Raw genomic sequence first — 17,841 nt, forward strand, 5'->3', positions numbered from 1 at the left:
AAAAGGATTCTTAAATAGAGCTTTTCCGGAATTATTATTTTAGTTTTTTATTATTTTTTCTGTTATTACTTTACCCTTAATTTGTACTTGAAGGAGATAAACACCACTAGGTATCGCAGGATTTATTTTTAATACTGCAGCATCCGAATTGATTTTAAAAGTATCCTCGAATACAACTTGACTAAGCATATTGTAAATTAATACTTTTGCATCTCCTCTTTCTTTGGTTTCAATTACAATTTCTAGATCATGATAAAAAGGATTTGGGTATATACTTATTTTCTCTTCCAATAAATCAATTAGCACTGGATCAGCAATACTACCCAAGATAGTATCTGTAGAAAAAAGAATCAATTTAGTAGTCGCTTGCTTACTTTTTCCTTTACCAATATAAGCAGTAAGTGTTTCTGGTTGATTGCCATAAATAGTTATAAAAGCCAGATCTGTACCGTCAATATTTTGAGTCATAGTGTTTCCTCTTAATTGACCAGCATCATTGTAAAAAGCAAGACTTTCAAAGCCGCTAGGTAATTTTACAATTGCACTCATCGTATTCGGGAATTGTGCATATTCGTTTGATAATAACTCATTTTCAGTACTGCTTACAAACGCTGTCTTTTGAGTACTCATTTTGCCACTTGATGAGTTCAAATATTCAGGATACGTAAACTTTTGGGCTGTATTTGTTTTTAACATATACCCTTCGCCCGCTTTTAAATAGGATAATGATCCTTTCCAACCAGTTGACTCGCTGTAAATTGCAAATAGAGATTGAGACTTTATAAAATCACCCTCACTGGCATTGAGATTAGCTAAAGCATCTGAAACAGTTACATTTTTTGAAACTACAAATGGGAGCCAATTCCAATTTTGATTTAAATCAAAAAACCAAGTACTTAAATTTACAGGAACACCTTTGATATTTAATTTTTGTGCCGATGACAGTTTTATTTTATACATTTTAATGTTTGAAATACCACCATTACTTGATACCGTTCCTGACCATCCACTTTCAGCCGGATTCGCTGCGTTAATCTGATAAGCATCAAATAATGCCGGAGCATTTGATTTTATCAAATCCGAAGTATTTAGAACGAGACTTTTTGTAAGTGCGTTTAAATTTCCGAATCGAGCATCAGTAACGTTAAAAGAGGTCCATGTCCAGCCCTGGTTAAAGGAAATTTGCTGACCAGTTACTTCTGTATTATTAAAAATAGCGGGACTGGCATATGTTCCAATAACTTCATCTGCCATATATGGGATGGTGAACTCGTTGTTCAAAGTGGCTTCTTTTAATTTTCCATCGGAAGCATCCCAAATATAAAATGAGATATTTTCTCCGCTGACTTCGTTACTATAAACTGTCAGATATACAAGGTATTCCTTAAAAGTTGCATCATATATAACACTTGCTTTTCCGCGAACTTCACCGTTTACTGTCGCAACCACCCTGTCATAAAGATCATCTGTAAACAAAGTACCTAATTTGACTTTTCCAATAATACTCATTGATTGGCTAAACTTGCTTGGATCAAGTTCTAATATAGGTTCTGTTTCCAATACCCTTAAATCCAATTGTATTTTTTCATTATAACCATAATTGGTATCTAAGGATAAAATAGTATTGTAATTTCCAATTGCCAGATCACTATCTACTGTTACCGTAAATGTCATCTTAGAGTTAGGCGCGATGGTTCCTGAATTTGTAGATGATGTTAACCAATTTGGCAACTCAACAATGTATGGCTGGGTTGTTCCACCTCGATTAATTATCGTAATGTCAAATGAGAGATTTTCATTGGTCCTTTTTATTAAATTCACCACATCTGTATGTCCTTCCACAAACCATTTCATAGGGCTTTTATTGATCAAGGCGCTCCATGTGATTGGAGATTCTTGTCTATTATCAGCCATGTCATTAAGGTTAGAAACCGTGATGTAAGCTACTTTTCCTTCTATGCTTGACCAGTCTGTAATTTGTGGATTCAATACTATTTTATCTCCATTGATTACTCCATCGACAACAATGGATTCTGTAGGGCGAAATGGCTTAATAGCTGGAGTTTCCTCAGCAAAGGCAAGTGGTTTATCGTTTAATAAAGCATAACTACTCGTTTTTTCAGAAGTGGTTAACGGATAATAATATCTTGGGCCAAAACTATTAGTCACTTCTGGTTTATTTAAGTTAGCATACAGCAGTAAACCTGTAGTGTTAAAATCTACTTCATGGTATTGGTCTGCTTTTATTTGTTCAGCATCTCTGGCTGCTCCCCAAATACACAATTCATCCATTAAGCCCACATAATTTTGGTCTATACTTGAAGGACTTATTGTACCTCTGGCACCTACGAAAATAGTACTTGATGTAAATCCACCTAATTCATTACTTGCATGTGAATCTACTTGATTACCATCAATGTACATTCTGACTGAGCCATTTCGGGTTAAACTTAATGCCACATGATGCCAACTGTTATTATTCACTTTGATGTTTCCAAAAGGGAATTTCTTCGCTTCTGCTTGTAATTCGATAGTACCTGTATCTGTTAAACTAATTGCCCATTTATTTCTATACCCATTGCTTTCAATAGCATCGCTAGCATCACCTTTTCCATTTGATACTAATGTTCCGGCTCCTGTTTGATTGGTTTTCATCCAAAAAGAAAGTGTAGCATCCATTTCTTTAGACAGAATCACTTTGGCTGTTTCTGATAGGGAAAGGTAATTTGTCCCATTAAAATTGTAAGCTGTGCCTTTTGGGCTAATATCCCAATTGGTATTGGTAACAGCTAGATGTTTGTATCGTGCCAAATCATTAGCAATCAAACCGTTTCCTTCGTTTATGGGCCAATAGCCTATTAAATCTGTTTCATTGCCGTTTAAAATGCTATTCATATTGGCTACCGAAGCTTCTCTTGTTATACTACGCTTCCAGAATCGGAGATCGTGCAGGTTTCCTTTGAAAGTGTTTCCTCCTACTATGATTGCATTCTCATTCGTAAAGTTTAATTTGGCGTTAAGCTGTTGTACCTTTTTTTCAACGTCATTTTCAATGATTCTCAAGGTATTTGCCGTAGCATCATACGAAAGCGCATAATGGTTGAAGGTATTGTCTTTAGTGACTGATGTACTAATGCTTTGACCGCCAATAGTGTATTTTATATCACTATCTATCAATTCTATTTTAATACCATTATTTTGGTTTAACAGGACAGATGTTCCAGAAGGGCTGGTATTTTTCAACCAAAACTCTATACTAAAATCGCCCGAATTTATAGCTGGTTTGTTAATAATAGTAGTATTGTTTGATCCATTAAAAGCTAAAGACACTTCATGCTTTACTGGACTTTGGTTTTTTTGGACCAAAAATTCAAATTTAGTAACTGTACCATTAGTTTTAACGGGCTCATTAAATTGTAATGTAATATCATCACCCAAACCTAAAATACCGTTTTTTGGTGTTGGTGTACCAAAAAGAACCGGAGCATTAAGATCTACTTTTCCTTCTATAATTCCAGATTCAAATGATGTTTGGTTATTGCAACTTGTACGAGCTCTTAGCTCATAACTTCCATTAGCTAATCCTAGTGCGGCGATGTCCCAAGCATAATTTAATTCCGTTCCTACAATCAATTCGATATTGGTATCTCCACCAGTAAAGGCAACATTATAATCTTGTTGCGTTTTATAATAAGTTCTTAAACCAATCCAATTAGGTGTTCCTTTCAATCTATACTCCAAATTAATTTTTTGGAAACTGGCAAAACTGGTGTTATAATCACCTAGTTTTATGTTGACGGGTTTCGTTACATTTCCAATGTCAGCCGTATTTCTGTTCAATAGCCAGTTGTTTGATGGTGCTATAATAGCAACCGGCGAACAAGCAGGAACAAAATTTGCAGATACCAGCACACTACTTGTTGCATCTCCATCACAACTAGATTCTAATATTACTTTGATATTTTTATAATCAAACTGATCTTGTTTCACCTTTTTAAGTGTCATGGTGTATGGCACCGTTTTACCAGCGGGAATAGTAATAAAAGTTCCGTTAGGTTCTATATTGATAGCAGCATTATCCGGGTTTGTAGTTTGGTCTATGTAAAGCTTAAAAGTAGCGTCTTTATTTACGGTACTTGTATTGCGCAACTGAAGTACAAATTCTGCATTTCTACCGTCAAAAACCCCCACTACATTCGCAACGTTCACCGTTATTTCTGGTTTTTCTATCGCTACAGTTGGTAAAGACAACTGTACCTGACTAGCTGTAGGAAGATCTACAATAGTGGCTGATGGGTTAGTAACATTTGGATGTGTTGGGTTGTAGAAATGGGATAATTCTGGACCCTCATACGGACATGATGTTTGCCCACCTTTGGTAATAAAAATTGGTCCATTGCCATCAAAAGCATTTATAACATCTACACTTAATAGGTTATTTGCATCATTATCCTTTAAGGTATATGTAATGGTAGTAGTCTCTTCATCATCATCCGTATCTGTACTGCCAGAACCAGACCCCGAAGTAGTTGTACTTTCCATAGCAAAACCAGAATCATTAACCGTAAGTCCTGAGGCAACAATAAAAGCTTCATCTACTTGCACTTCATAAGCATAGGAAGTAGAACTTAAACGCCCAATACCCAGCCCTTTTGTTATTTCGCCTATACCGGCATCAAAAGAAATGTTTTCAAAAAAAGTTTTGTTTAGTAAGTCTTGAAGTGCCTTATCTGAAGGAGATAATTTTTTAGTTACGGGGTCTTTTAAGCTCTCAATAATAGCATTTAAAGACGCTTTCAACTGGTCTTTATCTTTGAAAGCTTGGTATTTTTGTAACTCGTTATTTAAAATTATTTTTCTCCAAAGGTTAATGGATGAATTGTAAGCACTTTTTGTAAGTACACCATTTTGATTTTCTTTAAGTGTTCCTGCATTTATTTGGGCAATAATATCTAAATAACTAGGTATAAGCTCAGTTAAAATATTACGCTGTGTATAGACAAATGTTGTTTTCTCTGGCGAGTCGCTAAAGTACATGGCTTTATTTACCTTAGGATATATGTTTGCAGCTGTTTTAACCGCACCATTCATATAGGTTACAGCAATTGGCACAGTATTCTTTTCAGTTGTCACTACCAGATCGTTATAAGTCCCGTAAAATTGATTGGCCGAAGTTCCAATATAAATATCGGCATCGCTTCCAATCCAGTCTGGGTCATCACTAGTAGAAATAGTTTGACTAAATGAATACGTAGTGCTCACACTTTTCCCATCAGTAGTTGAACTGGTAGAAGTCATTCCTGCTGTAGCATCAGCTGTTGCTTCAGTTGTAATTTCTGGCAATGGCACAATACCTCCCGACAATGTTAATGTGGTTCCAGCAGATATCGTTGAACTAAAGTCGGTTCCAGAGGTGCCTGTTGTTGTAGTTTCTTTAGTAAAACTAAAAGAAGAACCTTTTTCTATCGTTGCAGAACTACCAGAACCTGGTGGGTCTCTTAATATAATATCTGGTATTTCTGGTCCTGCGGTTACAAATGTTTGCGAACCATCGCTCACACCACCTAATACAATACCATCTTTTTTATAATTAAGTACAGGATAATCAATACCGTTTGTTCTAAATTTTAAATCAATTGTTCTTTTAAAACCTGTTCCTATATCGGTATTTGGTGTTCCTCCTTGAAAACTATAAATCAAAATACTAGGATCTTTGGTCGAAACTTCAATTTTTTCACTCTCTTCTAACGCTAAATTATTGGTCGGCACCAATTCTCCGCCTTCAACCGGAACCGTACTTACTAACGGATTGGTTAAACTTTTATCGTAATTTTTATAAATTTCTTGCCCTTGTACCTCAATACTATAAGTTAAAAACTGGGTGTAAATAGGCGTGGTTTGTGAAGGTGCTATGGTATAGGTGATGCCATTACTAACCATAGTTTGATCAGAAGTTTGGCTTAATACCTGATGAATAGGTGCTGCAACATGAGTAAATTTTAATACTTCTTGATAGGATTTTCCTGTTATGGTATCCGTACCTTGAACAAACGTTGGATATTTTAATCCATTAATTGCAGTAAAATTAATGGTTCTATCAGCGTCTAAAATTGGGATATTATCGGGGTTTTTACCACTGGTAAATGTTAAATCATTTTTAGATAATATATAATTTAAGGGTAATAATGCTACACGATATTCTCCTGTTTCAGCATTGGTTGTAAAACTGGTTTTATATTCTGGCGTTACGCTAGTTGCACCTGTAGGTAGGTAACCAAGCGTTAAATTTGCTGTACCAATATTGTTTTCAGAAGTGTAAACGGTGGTTCTGCTTACGCCGTTTGCATCTTTATAAGCATAGGTTTTTTTACCATCTGCACCAAATCCAATTTCTTTGTCTGCTTGTACTGTTCCGCCTACAACCCTGCCCACAACCGTAACTTTAGTGTTATCAATAAAAGTTATGGGTTCGTCGCGGTCTTCAAAGAAATCTTGATAGGTATTTGTTGTAGTAGTTATTCCATTTATTACAGAAATATTTCTGGCAGGATACCTGCCTTCAAAATCAAAAGTATGTCCGCTTTTACTTATGCTAATTGCATGTTGCCCTATAGGTACTTCAATGGTAAACCGTCCATTAATATCGGTTTGAATAGGTATATTGAAGGCATCAATGGCTTGTACATTATCAATAAAGACGTTTGCCCCTGGAACTGGAATTTGCGCATATCTATTCAATTGTGTTATTTTCCCAGTGGCGTCTTTTACCGCCCAATATTCTCCTTTTTGATATTTAACATTACCTTTTACGTAAGCATTGTAAGCTTCATTCTCTTTAATATCACCAGTTATGGGAGCATCTGAAGTTTTAGGAAAAACATCTCTACTATCATAAACCGCAATTCCCTTAAAAACAAAAGACGATTTATCTATAAAGTCCACTTTGTTAATTACGGTAGAGCCTACACCAATGTAAGCCAATTGTTGTTTGGGATTGAATTCGTGTTTACCTAATGAAGGGATTATGGTAAAAGAATCTCCGTTTCCTTTGTATGGTACGGCTGATATCACATAATTCCCAAACTCATCCGTTACTCCTAAAATACCTAATTGGGCATTGGTTGGGATGTTATTTCCGCTGTTATCAAAAGTTGGCGTATTTGCCACTGATAATAAAGGGTTGCTAAGTTTGGCATTATTACCATGAAAATTAAAACCTGTATGTGCTAAATCATATGCATAATCGCCAATTTTTTCGTTGGCAATGATGTAGGTGTTCAAAAATGCTTCATTACCTTGTAAGTAGCGACGATAATCACGTTTTATTTGAGCCGGAGTCAAAGCTGTTTCCCAAACCCTAAATTCATCCAGGTAAGCAGTATGACCACCTCCCATTGTAAAATGTGTAAATGACTGTGGTTGCCCATTTGATGAAGCATTGATTTTGACAGGATGATTCGTAATATCGATTTTCATTGCCGGTAAACCACTTTTTGCTAAAATACTAGACATATTATTAGTATAAGCTGCATCAATCAACCTCCCGTTAATATAAAATTCAACAGGCTTATTATCCCTAATTACTGCACTGCAATGAATAAAAGAAGCAGGCATATTATCAATAGGCTCTAAAATATCATCCCCCTTATTATCAATTTCGCCAGTTGGATAATATCCCCAAAGTGTCACTGACTCATCTCCTATCTTTAATTGAATCCATTTACCAACCGAATAATTAAGATTAAAAGCTAATGATTGGTTGGCATCACTTAGTAGCGTAAATAAAGCTATCGATGATGCTTTGTTATCATCAGGTTTTGCCCAAGCCTGTAAAGTCAAAGCATCTTTAAGACTTTTATGCAATCTGGGAACATTAACATAGCCTCCGGCAGGTATTTTTAATGAGCTACCAAAACGCAAGGAAGTTCCTGTTGGATTTGCTACTACCAATACATCTTTTACCGGATTACCACCTGTAAAACTTACATTACCAGTAATCACACCTGTTGGATTTCTGTAACCTATGCCTGTGATAAAAGTACTGTAAGGAATTTCTAAACCTTCAATTTCAACCCCTCTTGCTGCAACTTTGTAACGGTACAATTTGCCACCTTCCACATTATTATCCACAAAAGTTCCGGCATCGGCTGGTAAGGTTTTTAAAGCAGTTCCCCAGCTTGGATTTTGGCTATCAATATCTTCTGTTCTATAAACCGATATACTTACAATTTTCTCCCGGTTCTGTTTGATATCCCAATTGAGTTCTATCCTATCGCTAAAATAACCTTTAGACACCGTAAAAGCATCCTCTGAAAAGGTATTATAGCGGTAGCGAATTCCCCAAGGGAAACCTAAATCATATTTATAGTTTTGTGTAGGATTATTGAGGTATGGTTTATCAGTTACCCCCATATATGGCATTCCTATCTGAATACCAACATGCTGGATGGTAAATGTTTTGTTAACGCCGTTTACCTTTTGAGTTAGTGTGTGGTTCAAATTATCTTTTTGTGAAGCAGCTGCACCAATTACAGTGGACACTCCTTTTTGTTCCTGCGCTAATAAGGTGCTGCAACTTAATACCATTAGGCATAGTAAAATACTATAATTCTTCATGATGATTATTTTATTTAAATAATAAAAAACTAGGCAAAAACCCAGTAGAATTATATTTTAATGATATAGTTTACACCATAGTTGACAGGACGGGTTTCAGCCCCTCCAGTTAGAGCGGTATTACCAGAAACATTATGTGTGTGTGCACCTGCATTACCTGTATTAATACCTTGTGAATAAGCAGTAGTCCCATTTTCATCCTTATTGTAATCAGTTCGCTGTCCAGTTCCTCCCGTCCAGGAATTTGCTGATACATTTTGAGCATGGAAATGTTTGCCCATAAGGGTGGTGTTTAAATTGACAGCATGCAAATGCTGTTTTAAGTCCTCTTGTTGCACCGTTTTTAAGGTTGGACCAGTTTGACCAGTTGATGTAGTACCAGTTCCACGCAAAAACATTCCATTTAAGTTAGGAGTGTTGGTGCTCCCTAATAATGCTTTTAGCTTTGCAGTAGTCACATCGTCGGTAAAAGATTTTCCGTCACACAGTAGCCATCCAATAGGAGATACCGTTCCTATAAATGGCATGATAGAACCTGTAGGCACTCCGTTTTGTGCGAAAATTGCATAGGGAACGGCTTGTAATTTTTCATTAGAAAAAACCACACTTCCTTGTACTACTTTTAAATAGGCAGATTGAGAACTAATCAGTCCATATTGACTTTGGTCTATATCTAACACATAAGAGAAAACTCCAAAATTGTCTGTTTTTACACTTGCTGTTTTGGTAAGGATAAGTTGCTCGCTGCCACCAGTGTTTAAATAATAAACGGTAAATACCAAGGCCAATTGGTCTATATTGGCAATTGCGGCATTATTTTCATCTCGGGCAATTCCTTGTATAGACATTCCTGAAGAAGTTACATTGGTTTGTGCGTTTGCATTTGCAATGATCAGAAGTCCAATAAAGATGTACAGGATAGAGTAGATTTTTTTCATAAAAAAAAGGGATTTGATTTAATTAGAAGCAAATTAAAAAAAACATTAACAAACAAGCAGTATTCATTTGTTGTAATTCCTATATTTGCTACAAATTTTGAATATTTGACACATGTTTTTTAACCTGTTATCGCTGTTCGTCGGTTTTTTATGTCTTTCCATCGGAGTTTTTATGATTTTTAATCCAAACGGGAATCATAAAACAAACGTCTATTTTATAGTTATTTTGATTCTCGTTGGGGTGCAGCGTTTTATTTATGCACTTGAAATTTTAGGTTTTGTTCAGGATACTTATAGCCCATTACAAAAAAACTTACGTCTTGGTTTCTATATTGTGCCTGTTTATTATTTATTTTTTAAAAGACTTATTCGAGGGTTTGACAAACTAAAAAAAGAGCTTTTACACTTTATTTTTCCTACAGTAATCATAGCCATAAATTTAGTGTTTTTTAATTCTGAAATTAATCGCTTAATCTTTCTAATCTATTCTAGTGCTTATTTTATAGTAACACTTATCATGTTGAAAGAGTTTATATATAGGAAAAACACTTCCATGTTTCAAAAAAAAAGTTATCGAGAAATAAAGACCTGGCTAATATTAATGATTATTTTAACATTTGTATTAATCATATATTCAAATTACTTTTTATTTAGTGAATCGAGTTCTCAAATTACTTTAGGTACTTTCTATAAGTACTCATCTTTACTTTGGTTAATAGTCCTTATTTATATGTTTAAAAATCCTATTGTTATATTTGGAGAAAACTATTTGTTAAAAAACATCGAATTGAATGATCAACAAGAATTTTTAATATGGAGCAGAAAACGATTAAAAACAATCGAAGAAAAAGATAAAATAGTGTACAGTACTATTTTGAATAGAATTGATTTGATTATTTCAGATATCCAAATCTTACAAAAATCGGATGAGATGTTGTCAACAACCACTTTTACAGCTGATACTTTGTCAAAACAATTAAAAATACCAAGACGCCATTTAGAGTTTGTATTCAAATATTATTGTCATTATTCAATCAATGATTTCAGTAATCTAGTAAAGGTTAACTACGCCGTTTCGCTCATTAATGATGGATATTTGGATAGTTATACGGTAGAGTCCTTAGGTGAAAAATGTTTGTTTAATTCAAGATTTACATTTTCAAAAAACTTTAAAAAATTTATAGGAGTATCTGTTAGTGATTTTGTAAACAGTACTGTTAAGTCTTAGCTGTTCTTTGTAGAGAATTTGTCTCTTTAAAAAATAAGGAGAAGTATACTGAAATATCCTTTTTATGGCGCGATATATTTAAAAATTCTCTTTTTTAGTGTTACATAAATTATTTTATTGGAGTTCATTCCTAAAACTGGACCCAGAACACAAGACCTTTGGAGTTTAACACAGGAAAATATAAAAAACAAAGGCTATCACGGACGTTAGAATTAAAGCGCAAGGCTGTAGTGCTAGGCATTACACATTGCAGTATTACAAAGGCCGCGCGTCAACTGGGTACAACCGCAGAAAAAATCTGAAGATGGAAGAACCAACTCGATGATGAAAGACTGGCCAATAGAAAAAAACAGTATACAGAAAGTAGACTTCTGCAATTAAAAAGGCTGAGAAGAAAGCTTGCAAAAGTCAAGATGGAGAGGGACATCCTGAGGAAAGCCGCCAGCATTCTCTCTAGTGAGACAAAGGTTAAATTTGAATTCATAAAACAGCACCGGTACTGCTATCCTGTCGAGAACATCTGCAAAATACTCGGCCTCAGCAAGAGCGGTTATTACTATTGGAATGACAGGAAGTCATCCAAAAGAGCACTGCATAATCTTCCCTTGACCGAACAGATAAAAATCATTAACTACCATAACAAGAAAAGATAAGGCAGTCAAATGATAGCAAGAGAGCTGAAGGTCTCGGGCTTTCATGCCTCGGAAAAACTGGTCAGATAACTGATGAAGTAGGCATCCCTGCAGCTTATCTTTAAAAGAAAATTTAAATTCGCCACCGATTCTTCCTAGAGCAATCCGGTAGCAGAAAACAGGCTTGACATGCAATTCACGGTTGTCACTTTAAATTAAAATTGGGTGGTCAATAGCACTGGAATTTGCAGCTGCCCATACACGCAACCAAAATCACAAGATTTGGTTTTTCTTTATAAATAACATTTAAAATTTTATAAAGCGTCTTATTTTTGGCTTTAACATTATTATTTATTCTACAATTAGCAATCTATTTACAACTACAAATTAAGAGCAAAAACTATGTTAAGGCAGGTGTTATTTCCGTAAAAAAGGTAGGTGTATTGATAAAAAGCAGCTGTAATAAAATTAGTACTGGAATCCATAAATTCTCGTACGTGTTTGAATTAAACTATTAAATAGAATTAAATCATCTTTTTAAATCGGAATTGGGTGATCAATATCACTGGAATTTACAGCATAAATACTAACGATATTTAATCCTAAATATTTACAGGGTAAACGTTTCAAATCCTCAACAAAAAAATTGACATTTGTTCATAAAGCACTACTAAAGTGGATAGGTCAAACCCACATTTTCCGAAATGAATAATTATTGTATATTGTTGTACAATCAGTAATAGTCAGAAATTAAAAGCCAAACTTCCCCTTTAAAAGACATCTATTATCTCCAATTTTAGTATTAAATACTTTTATAGAAGATTTAAATAACAAGTTAACATGAAGCTATTTACTTACGACCAGATACCAATAATGATGAAAAAGCTTTATGAATAATTAGGGCATTTAGAAAAACTTATTGATAGAACATCGCCTACTGGAGAAAATCAAGATGAACTACTAAACATGCAATAAACATCAAAACTTTTAAATCTATCGGTATCAACGATATGTAGTAAAGTATGTAAAAGGGAAATCCCAGGTAATAAACAAGGTAAACGCATTTATTTTTACAGACATGATTTAATAAAATGGATTAATTCCGGTCGAGTAAAAACTTATATAGAAATCCAAAATGATATTGAAAAGATGTCAAAAATCTAAAGTTAATACTAGATTTTTGACCTCTTTACTTTTTACCGCTAATCTCTAAGTATTCCCATCATAAAAGATTTAGCTTTTTTATGTTAGTGATATAATCAACATTCAAATTTTATAACTATTTTTGTACCAAACAACGCCCATAAGTCTTGTTATCTCAATAAGGATACTTTGTTTTGTTTTGCGATAATGCGTTTTAAATTGTACCATAATTGTACCATTAAAGTTTAAAACCCTATTAAAGTAAGGGCTGCTAATTTCTGCATCGGGAAGTAATTACCAAAATTTAAATAAATTCAGGAATAGTAATTTAGAAACCTTATTCGAAGCAAATGAGAAATCTTTAGAAAAAATCTTTTGACTGTAAAAAAAGATATTACAAATACTAAATATTTCTATAAAAAGGTATTAGATTGACCGAAAGAAATGAAAAATTAATATCATTCATTATTTAAATGCCATCAAATCTTTACTACTACAAGCTATTTATGCGTAAATTAGCAATCCTTATTACTTTTTTATAAACTAAACATTTACTATTATGAAAACTCCAGTTCTTTTTTGTTTGCTGTTTGCTTGTATAGGATTCCAAAGCTGTAAAAAAAATCAAAACGAAGAAGTCGTTAAGGCTAAACAAATCCTGGCTGAAAAACCGATAAGTGTCCAATGTTATAAAGCTTTGTATGAAAAGGATACTATAGATTTAAAAATGAATACTTTAAAAAACGGAAAAATAACCGGCGATATGGTGATGAAATTTTTTAACACACCCCAAAAAGTTGGCAAAATTGCAGGAGAATTCAGTGGAGATACATTATTTGCCAGCTATACCTTCATTCAGGGCGATAATAAAAAAGTAACATTTAAAAACCCAATGGCATTTCTAAAACGAGGTAACCAACTTATTTTAGGTAATGGAGAAATGCAAACCACTATGGGTGCAACTTATTTTGTCAAAGGCTCTCCTATAGATTTTGAACGTGTAAAATTTAAATTCACAACTATTGATTGTATCTCTGAATGATAAAACGGATAAGGGAATTCTATGTTTTTTCTGAAACAAATAATTAAACTAAACACATAAAAGTACTCTAGAAATAGAAAAAAGTTATAATTATACTTCTATTTAGTTTAGTATACAACTTATTATGTTTATTTTACTGTACTACCAGGCTATTCAATAAAAGGCCATACTCCTTTACGGGCTTTTCTTTACTATCCTTGACAGAGAAACTGCACACCCAAACAATCTGATTACCATAAAAATCAAATGATCAACCACGAAAAAACAGTATCTTTAGTATATGAAAAAACATCACACTATTATTATAGCCGGAGCCGGTGGAATTGCCGAAGCTGTAGGTCTATTATTGATGGAATGGAGCGAAGTAACTCCTAGTCTTTTTATTGGTGACAGAACCCATTCAAAAGCAAAAAAAGTTGCGCATTGGATTCAAGAAGGAACTACAAAATCGGGATTTATTCAAGATTTTCACCTTGCCGAAAAAGACCTTACGGATGAAATGATAGCAATCTTACGTCAAGGAGATATCATTCTAGACTGCTTACCGGGTAGCCAGGCACCACGAATAGCACAGTTTGCCAAAGATTATAAGCTTCATTACGCCAATCTGACGGAATATGTAGCAGAAACAGCAGAAATAATAGCTTTGGCAAAAGATGCCAACACCGGGTTTATACTTCAAACGGGTTTAGCTCCAGGTTATATAGATTTACTCGCAAATGGTCTTTTTCAACAGTTTTGCACTGACTTTGAAGTAGATAAAGTTGACAAATTGGAATTTAAAGTTGGCGCACTGACCAATCATGCCGTTGCACCACATTTTTACGGATTTACTTGGAGTCCTGTGGGCGTTGCTACCGAATATATGGAAGATACCATTGTACTTAGAAACTTTATTAAAACAACCTTACCTTCTTTATCCGAAAGAAAAAACATTATAATTGATGGAATCACCTACCAAGAAGACCTGACTTCAGGAGGAGCGGCAGATTTGCCAGATGCATTATCCGGAAAGGTTTGTTCACTTGATTACAAAACCTTACGACATCCGGGACATTATGCTTGGATACAAGAGCAAATTACTAATTTAGGAAATACTGCTGACGCAATTAAAGGTTTACAAGAAAAAATGGAAGCTGTAATTCCACATATTGAAGATGATAAAATTGTTTTGTATGTCGCCGTAGAAGGCAAAGATGCAACTGGAATTTTGCGCAGACGAGAAATTGCAAAATGCATACTTCCACAAAAAGTGGGAAAACATCAATTGAGAGCCATCCAAACAACAACCGCAGCACCACTAGCGCAAGCAGCACAATTATTACTCGAAACTCCTCATAGCGGAGTTATTTTGCAAAGCCAAATAGATTCAAAATCTTTTTTAAACGGGAATTATATTTTAAACGTTTACGGAAAAATATAAATGGTAAGGTATGGAAAAACAATATTCTGTTGCGATATATCCTTCGGAAGCAGTTATTGCTTTAGTTAAATCGGTGAAAGAACAATTGGCCGAGGAAGTGGGCTGGTTTAACAGTAAAAATTCTGTGGCTCATATTACGATTTGTGAATTCATAGCTACTGAAACTTCAATTGAAATTATCAAAAATAAACTAAACCTGTTATGTGATTCTTTTGAACCTTTTGAAGTTTACCTGAATGATTTTGATTCATATTCCAATGGCGCTTTTGTTATTACTCCCAATGAAGATTCCAAAATCAAGCTAAAAGTGATAATGAAAAAAGTTACTCAATCGCTTCGTTCCCTAAAAATGGAAAAAAGTAGTAATCCTCATATATCAATTGGCCGCAAACTTAAACCTGAAAATCTTGAAATAGCAAAACACTTATTTACGACAATAAACACTTCTTTTTTATGTGATACTATTGTTTTGCGAAAATTTGATGATACTATAAAACAGTTTGTAGTAACTGATTCCTTTAAATTCAACAACAATCCAAAAATCGAAGGTATACAGGGAACACTTTTTTAGGAAAATTAATCACTTTTCAACCAACCTGTAATACTCATTCTGGTATTTTGGGTTAGCAAAACTTCGTGAACCAGTTCATCACTTTTAAAGAAAACCGTTTTTCCTTGTGTAGGAGCAATTTTTTGATTGTTATCTGCTTGATGAATCAGCAATTCGCCACCGTCACTTTCTTGCCAATTGCTATTTAAATAACTAATCATAGAGTATTTTCGGCTGGGATTGTTTTTGAATTGATCCAAATGCTTTAAATAAAAATCACCCGATTCATACAACGAATAATGAAATTCATAACCCGTTATTCCGGCATAACAGCTTTGGTTCAGATAGATAATAAATGCTTCTATTTGCGCAAAAAATTCGTTTTCGAATGCGTTGTTGTGCTTTTTATCCAACCAATAAATAGAATCACTTCGTATCGCGCCATCATAAGAAACTTTCTCAGAATTACCGATTCCTGCTTCCATCAACAGACTCTTCTGATTCAAAACAATCAAATTTTGTTTTAGATTATTGGCCAAATTGGTACTCAAAAAATGTTCGGATATACCTACCTTATTTTCAATATAAGTAGCAATCAAAGCTTCAAAGCTATTTTCCATGTCTGTTTTATTGACTGCTTAGACGGCCAACGGGACAAGGTAGACTAATAAAAACCGTTAGAGACTGATTATGAAATAAATAAAATTATTTATTTCTAATTCATTCTTTTCATTGTAATAAATTATAAGAAAAAAGGGTTTAGAAATGAATCCAAACCCTTTTAAATACTTATAATTTACTGATAAAGCTTCCGTAAATATCCTTGAACTGATAGCCTTCGGAGAAACGGTCTTTGCTCAGTTTCTTGTATTCTACCAATCCCCAAAGAATAAATTCTTTCATGAAAAATTTATCTTCTTTTTCCAATTGCGGTTGGTATTTCTTGATTAAAACTTCAAGTGGCACAATACTTCCAAGGATTCTTTCATATTCCTCATCGGAACAATCATCCAATAATTCGAAACCACTTTCAGCAAAAAACCATTCAATGATATCTGTGTAAGGTGTTTTCTCGTCTTGTTTCTCTAATTTCTCAATTTTTGGAAAATAAGCAGGGAAAAAAGTATGAATGGCATCACCTAATAAATGCTGCGCCACAGCGGCCGCTCCTTCCTGCTCTCCTTCATAAACCAATTCTACTTTACCAGTAATGGCAGGAATAATTCCCATAAAATCAGACAAACGCAAAGTAGTTTTATCTGCTCCAGACTTCAAGGCTCTTCTTTCTGCTGTGCTTAATAAATTCTCAAAAGCCGTGATACTCAATCGGGCACTCACGCCACTTTTGTTATCAATATATTCGCTTTCTCTTGCTTCAAAACTGATTTGTTCCAATAAATCCCTTGCCAAAGAAGGAACGTAAACCATATCATTTTGTACTGCATCCAGTTTAGCTTCTTGCTCCGTAATAGTTCTCGCAATTTTTATTGTATCTGGATAATGCGTTAAGATTTGGGAACCTATTCTGTCTTTTAATGGTGTTACAATACTGCCACGATTGGTATAATCTTCCGGGTTTGCGGTGAAAACAAATTGCATGTCTAGTGGCATTCTTAATTTGAAACCACGAATTTGTATATCTCCTTCTTGCAGAATATTAAACAACGCTACTTGAATTCTCGCCTGTAAATCAGGTAATTCGTTGATTACAAAAATACAACGATTGGCTCTTGGAATCATCCCAAAATGAATCACACGATCATCAGCATAAGACAGTTTCAAATTGGCTGCTTTTATAGGATCTACATCTCCAATTAAATCTGCAACGGTAACATCTGGTGTGGCTAATTTTTCAAAAAAACGATCGCTTCGGTGCAACCAAGAAATTGGAGTTTCATCACCTTTGATCTCAATTATATCTTTAGCAAAACGCGAAATTGGTTGTAAAGGGTCGTCATTAATTTCTGAACCAGTCACAAACGGAATGTATTCATCCAATAATTCAATCATTTTGCGTGCTAATCTTGTTTTGGCTTGACCGCGAAGACCTAATAAATTGATATTGTGACGAGACAAAATGGCGCGTTCTAATTCAGGAATTACCGTATTCTCAAAACCGTGAACGCCTTCAAATGTTGGTTTTCCAGATTTTATTTTTTCTCTAAGGTTAGAACGCAATTCATCTTTGATCGTTTTGCTTTCGTAACCTGATTTTTTTAATTCTCCGAGTGTTTTTATAGTATTCATTTATTATTTTTTATTGATATTG

Annotated in this window: 9 protein-coding genes; 5 read left to right on the plus strand and 4 right to left on the minus strand. The window is 34.3% G+C overall.

Going from position 1 to position 17,841, the window contains the following annotated elements; all coding sequences use genetic code 11:
• Nucleotides 1-39 precede the first annotated feature (39 nt).
• Complete coding sequence (locus tag Q1W72_RS01290; protein WP_302136880.1) at nt 40-8,616, minus strand: LamG-like jellyroll fold domain-containing protein; 8,577 nt, start codon at nt 8,614-8,616, stop codon at nt 40-42.
• 50 nt (nt 8,617-8,666) lie between these two features.
• Nucleotides 8,667-9,554: a phage tail protein gene (locus Q1W72_RS01295; RefSeq protein ID WP_302136882.1), complete on the minus strand. Its 888-nt coding sequence runs from the start codon at nt 9,552-9,554 to the stop codon at nt 8,667-8,669.
• A 172-nt stretch (nt 9,555-9,726) separates the two neighbouring features.
• Between Q1W72_RS01295 and Q1W72_RS01300 the strand changes: the two genes are divergently transcribed.
• The 5 genes from Q1W72_RS01300 to Q1W72_RS01320 all read left to right on the plus strand — a co-directional run bounded on the left by Q1W72_RS01300 (nt 9,727) and on the right by Q1W72_RS01320 (nt 15,593).
• A complete protein-coding gene (locus Q1W72_RS01300; protein WP_302136884.1) occupies nt 9,727-10,782 on the plus strand; it encodes an AraC family transcriptional regulator in 1,056 nt (351 codons plus the stop codon).
• A 1,667-nt stretch (nt 10,783-12,449) separates the two neighbouring features.
• Entirely contained in the window at nt 12,450-12,578 is a 129-nt protein-coding gene (locus Q1W72_RS01305; protein WP_302137909.1) for a hypothetical protein, read from the plus strand.
• 538 nt (nt 12,579-13,116) lie between these two features.
• Nucleotides 13,117-13,599, plus strand: coding sequence for a hypothetical protein (locus Q1W72_RS01310; RefSeq protein ID WP_099715360.1), 483 nt, complete (start codon nt 13,117-13,119; stop codon nt 13,597-13,599).
• Nucleotides 13,600-13,879: 280 nt separating this feature from the next.
• Nucleotides 13,880-15,022 carry a saccharopine dehydrogenase family protein gene (locus Q1W72_RS01315; protein WP_099715359.1) on the plus strand — a complete coding sequence of 381 codons (1,143 nt, stop codon included), beginning with the start codon at nt 13,880-13,882 and terminating at the stop codon, nt 15,020-15,022.
• Nucleotides 15,023-15,032: 10 nt separating this feature from the next.
• Nucleotides 15,033-15,593, plus strand: coding sequence for a 2'-5' RNA ligase family protein (locus tag Q1W72_RS01320; RefSeq protein ID WP_099715358.1), 561 nt, complete (start codon nt 15,033-15,035; stop codon nt 15,591-15,593).
• A gap of 5 nt (nt 15,594-15,598) precedes the next feature.
• Here the strand turns inward: Q1W72_RS01320 and Q1W72_RS01325 are convergent, their stop codons facing one another.
• Both Q1W72_RS01325 and Q1W72_RS01330 read right to left on the minus strand, forming a co-directional pair.
• Nucleotides 15,599-16,192: a 2OG-Fe(II) oxygenase family protein gene (locus tag Q1W72_RS01325; RefSeq protein ID WP_099715357.1), complete on the minus strand. Its 594-nt coding sequence runs from the start codon at nt 16,190-16,192 to the stop codon at nt 15,599-15,601.
• A 169-nt stretch (nt 16,193-16,361) separates the two neighbouring features.
• Nucleotides 16,362-17,819 (minus strand): AAA family ATPase, encoded by a 1,458-nt coding sequence (locus Q1W72_RS01330; protein ID WP_302136886.1) that lies wholly within the window; start codon nt 17,817-17,819, stop codon nt 16,362-16,364.
• Between the last annotated feature and the right edge of the window lie 22 nt (nt 17,820-17,841).

The organism is Flavobacterium sp. ZE23DGlu08 (assembly GCF_030505335.1).
Lineage (GTDB): Bacteria > Bacteroidota > Bacteroidia > Flavobacteriales > Flavobacteriaceae > Flavobacterium > Flavobacterium algoritolerans.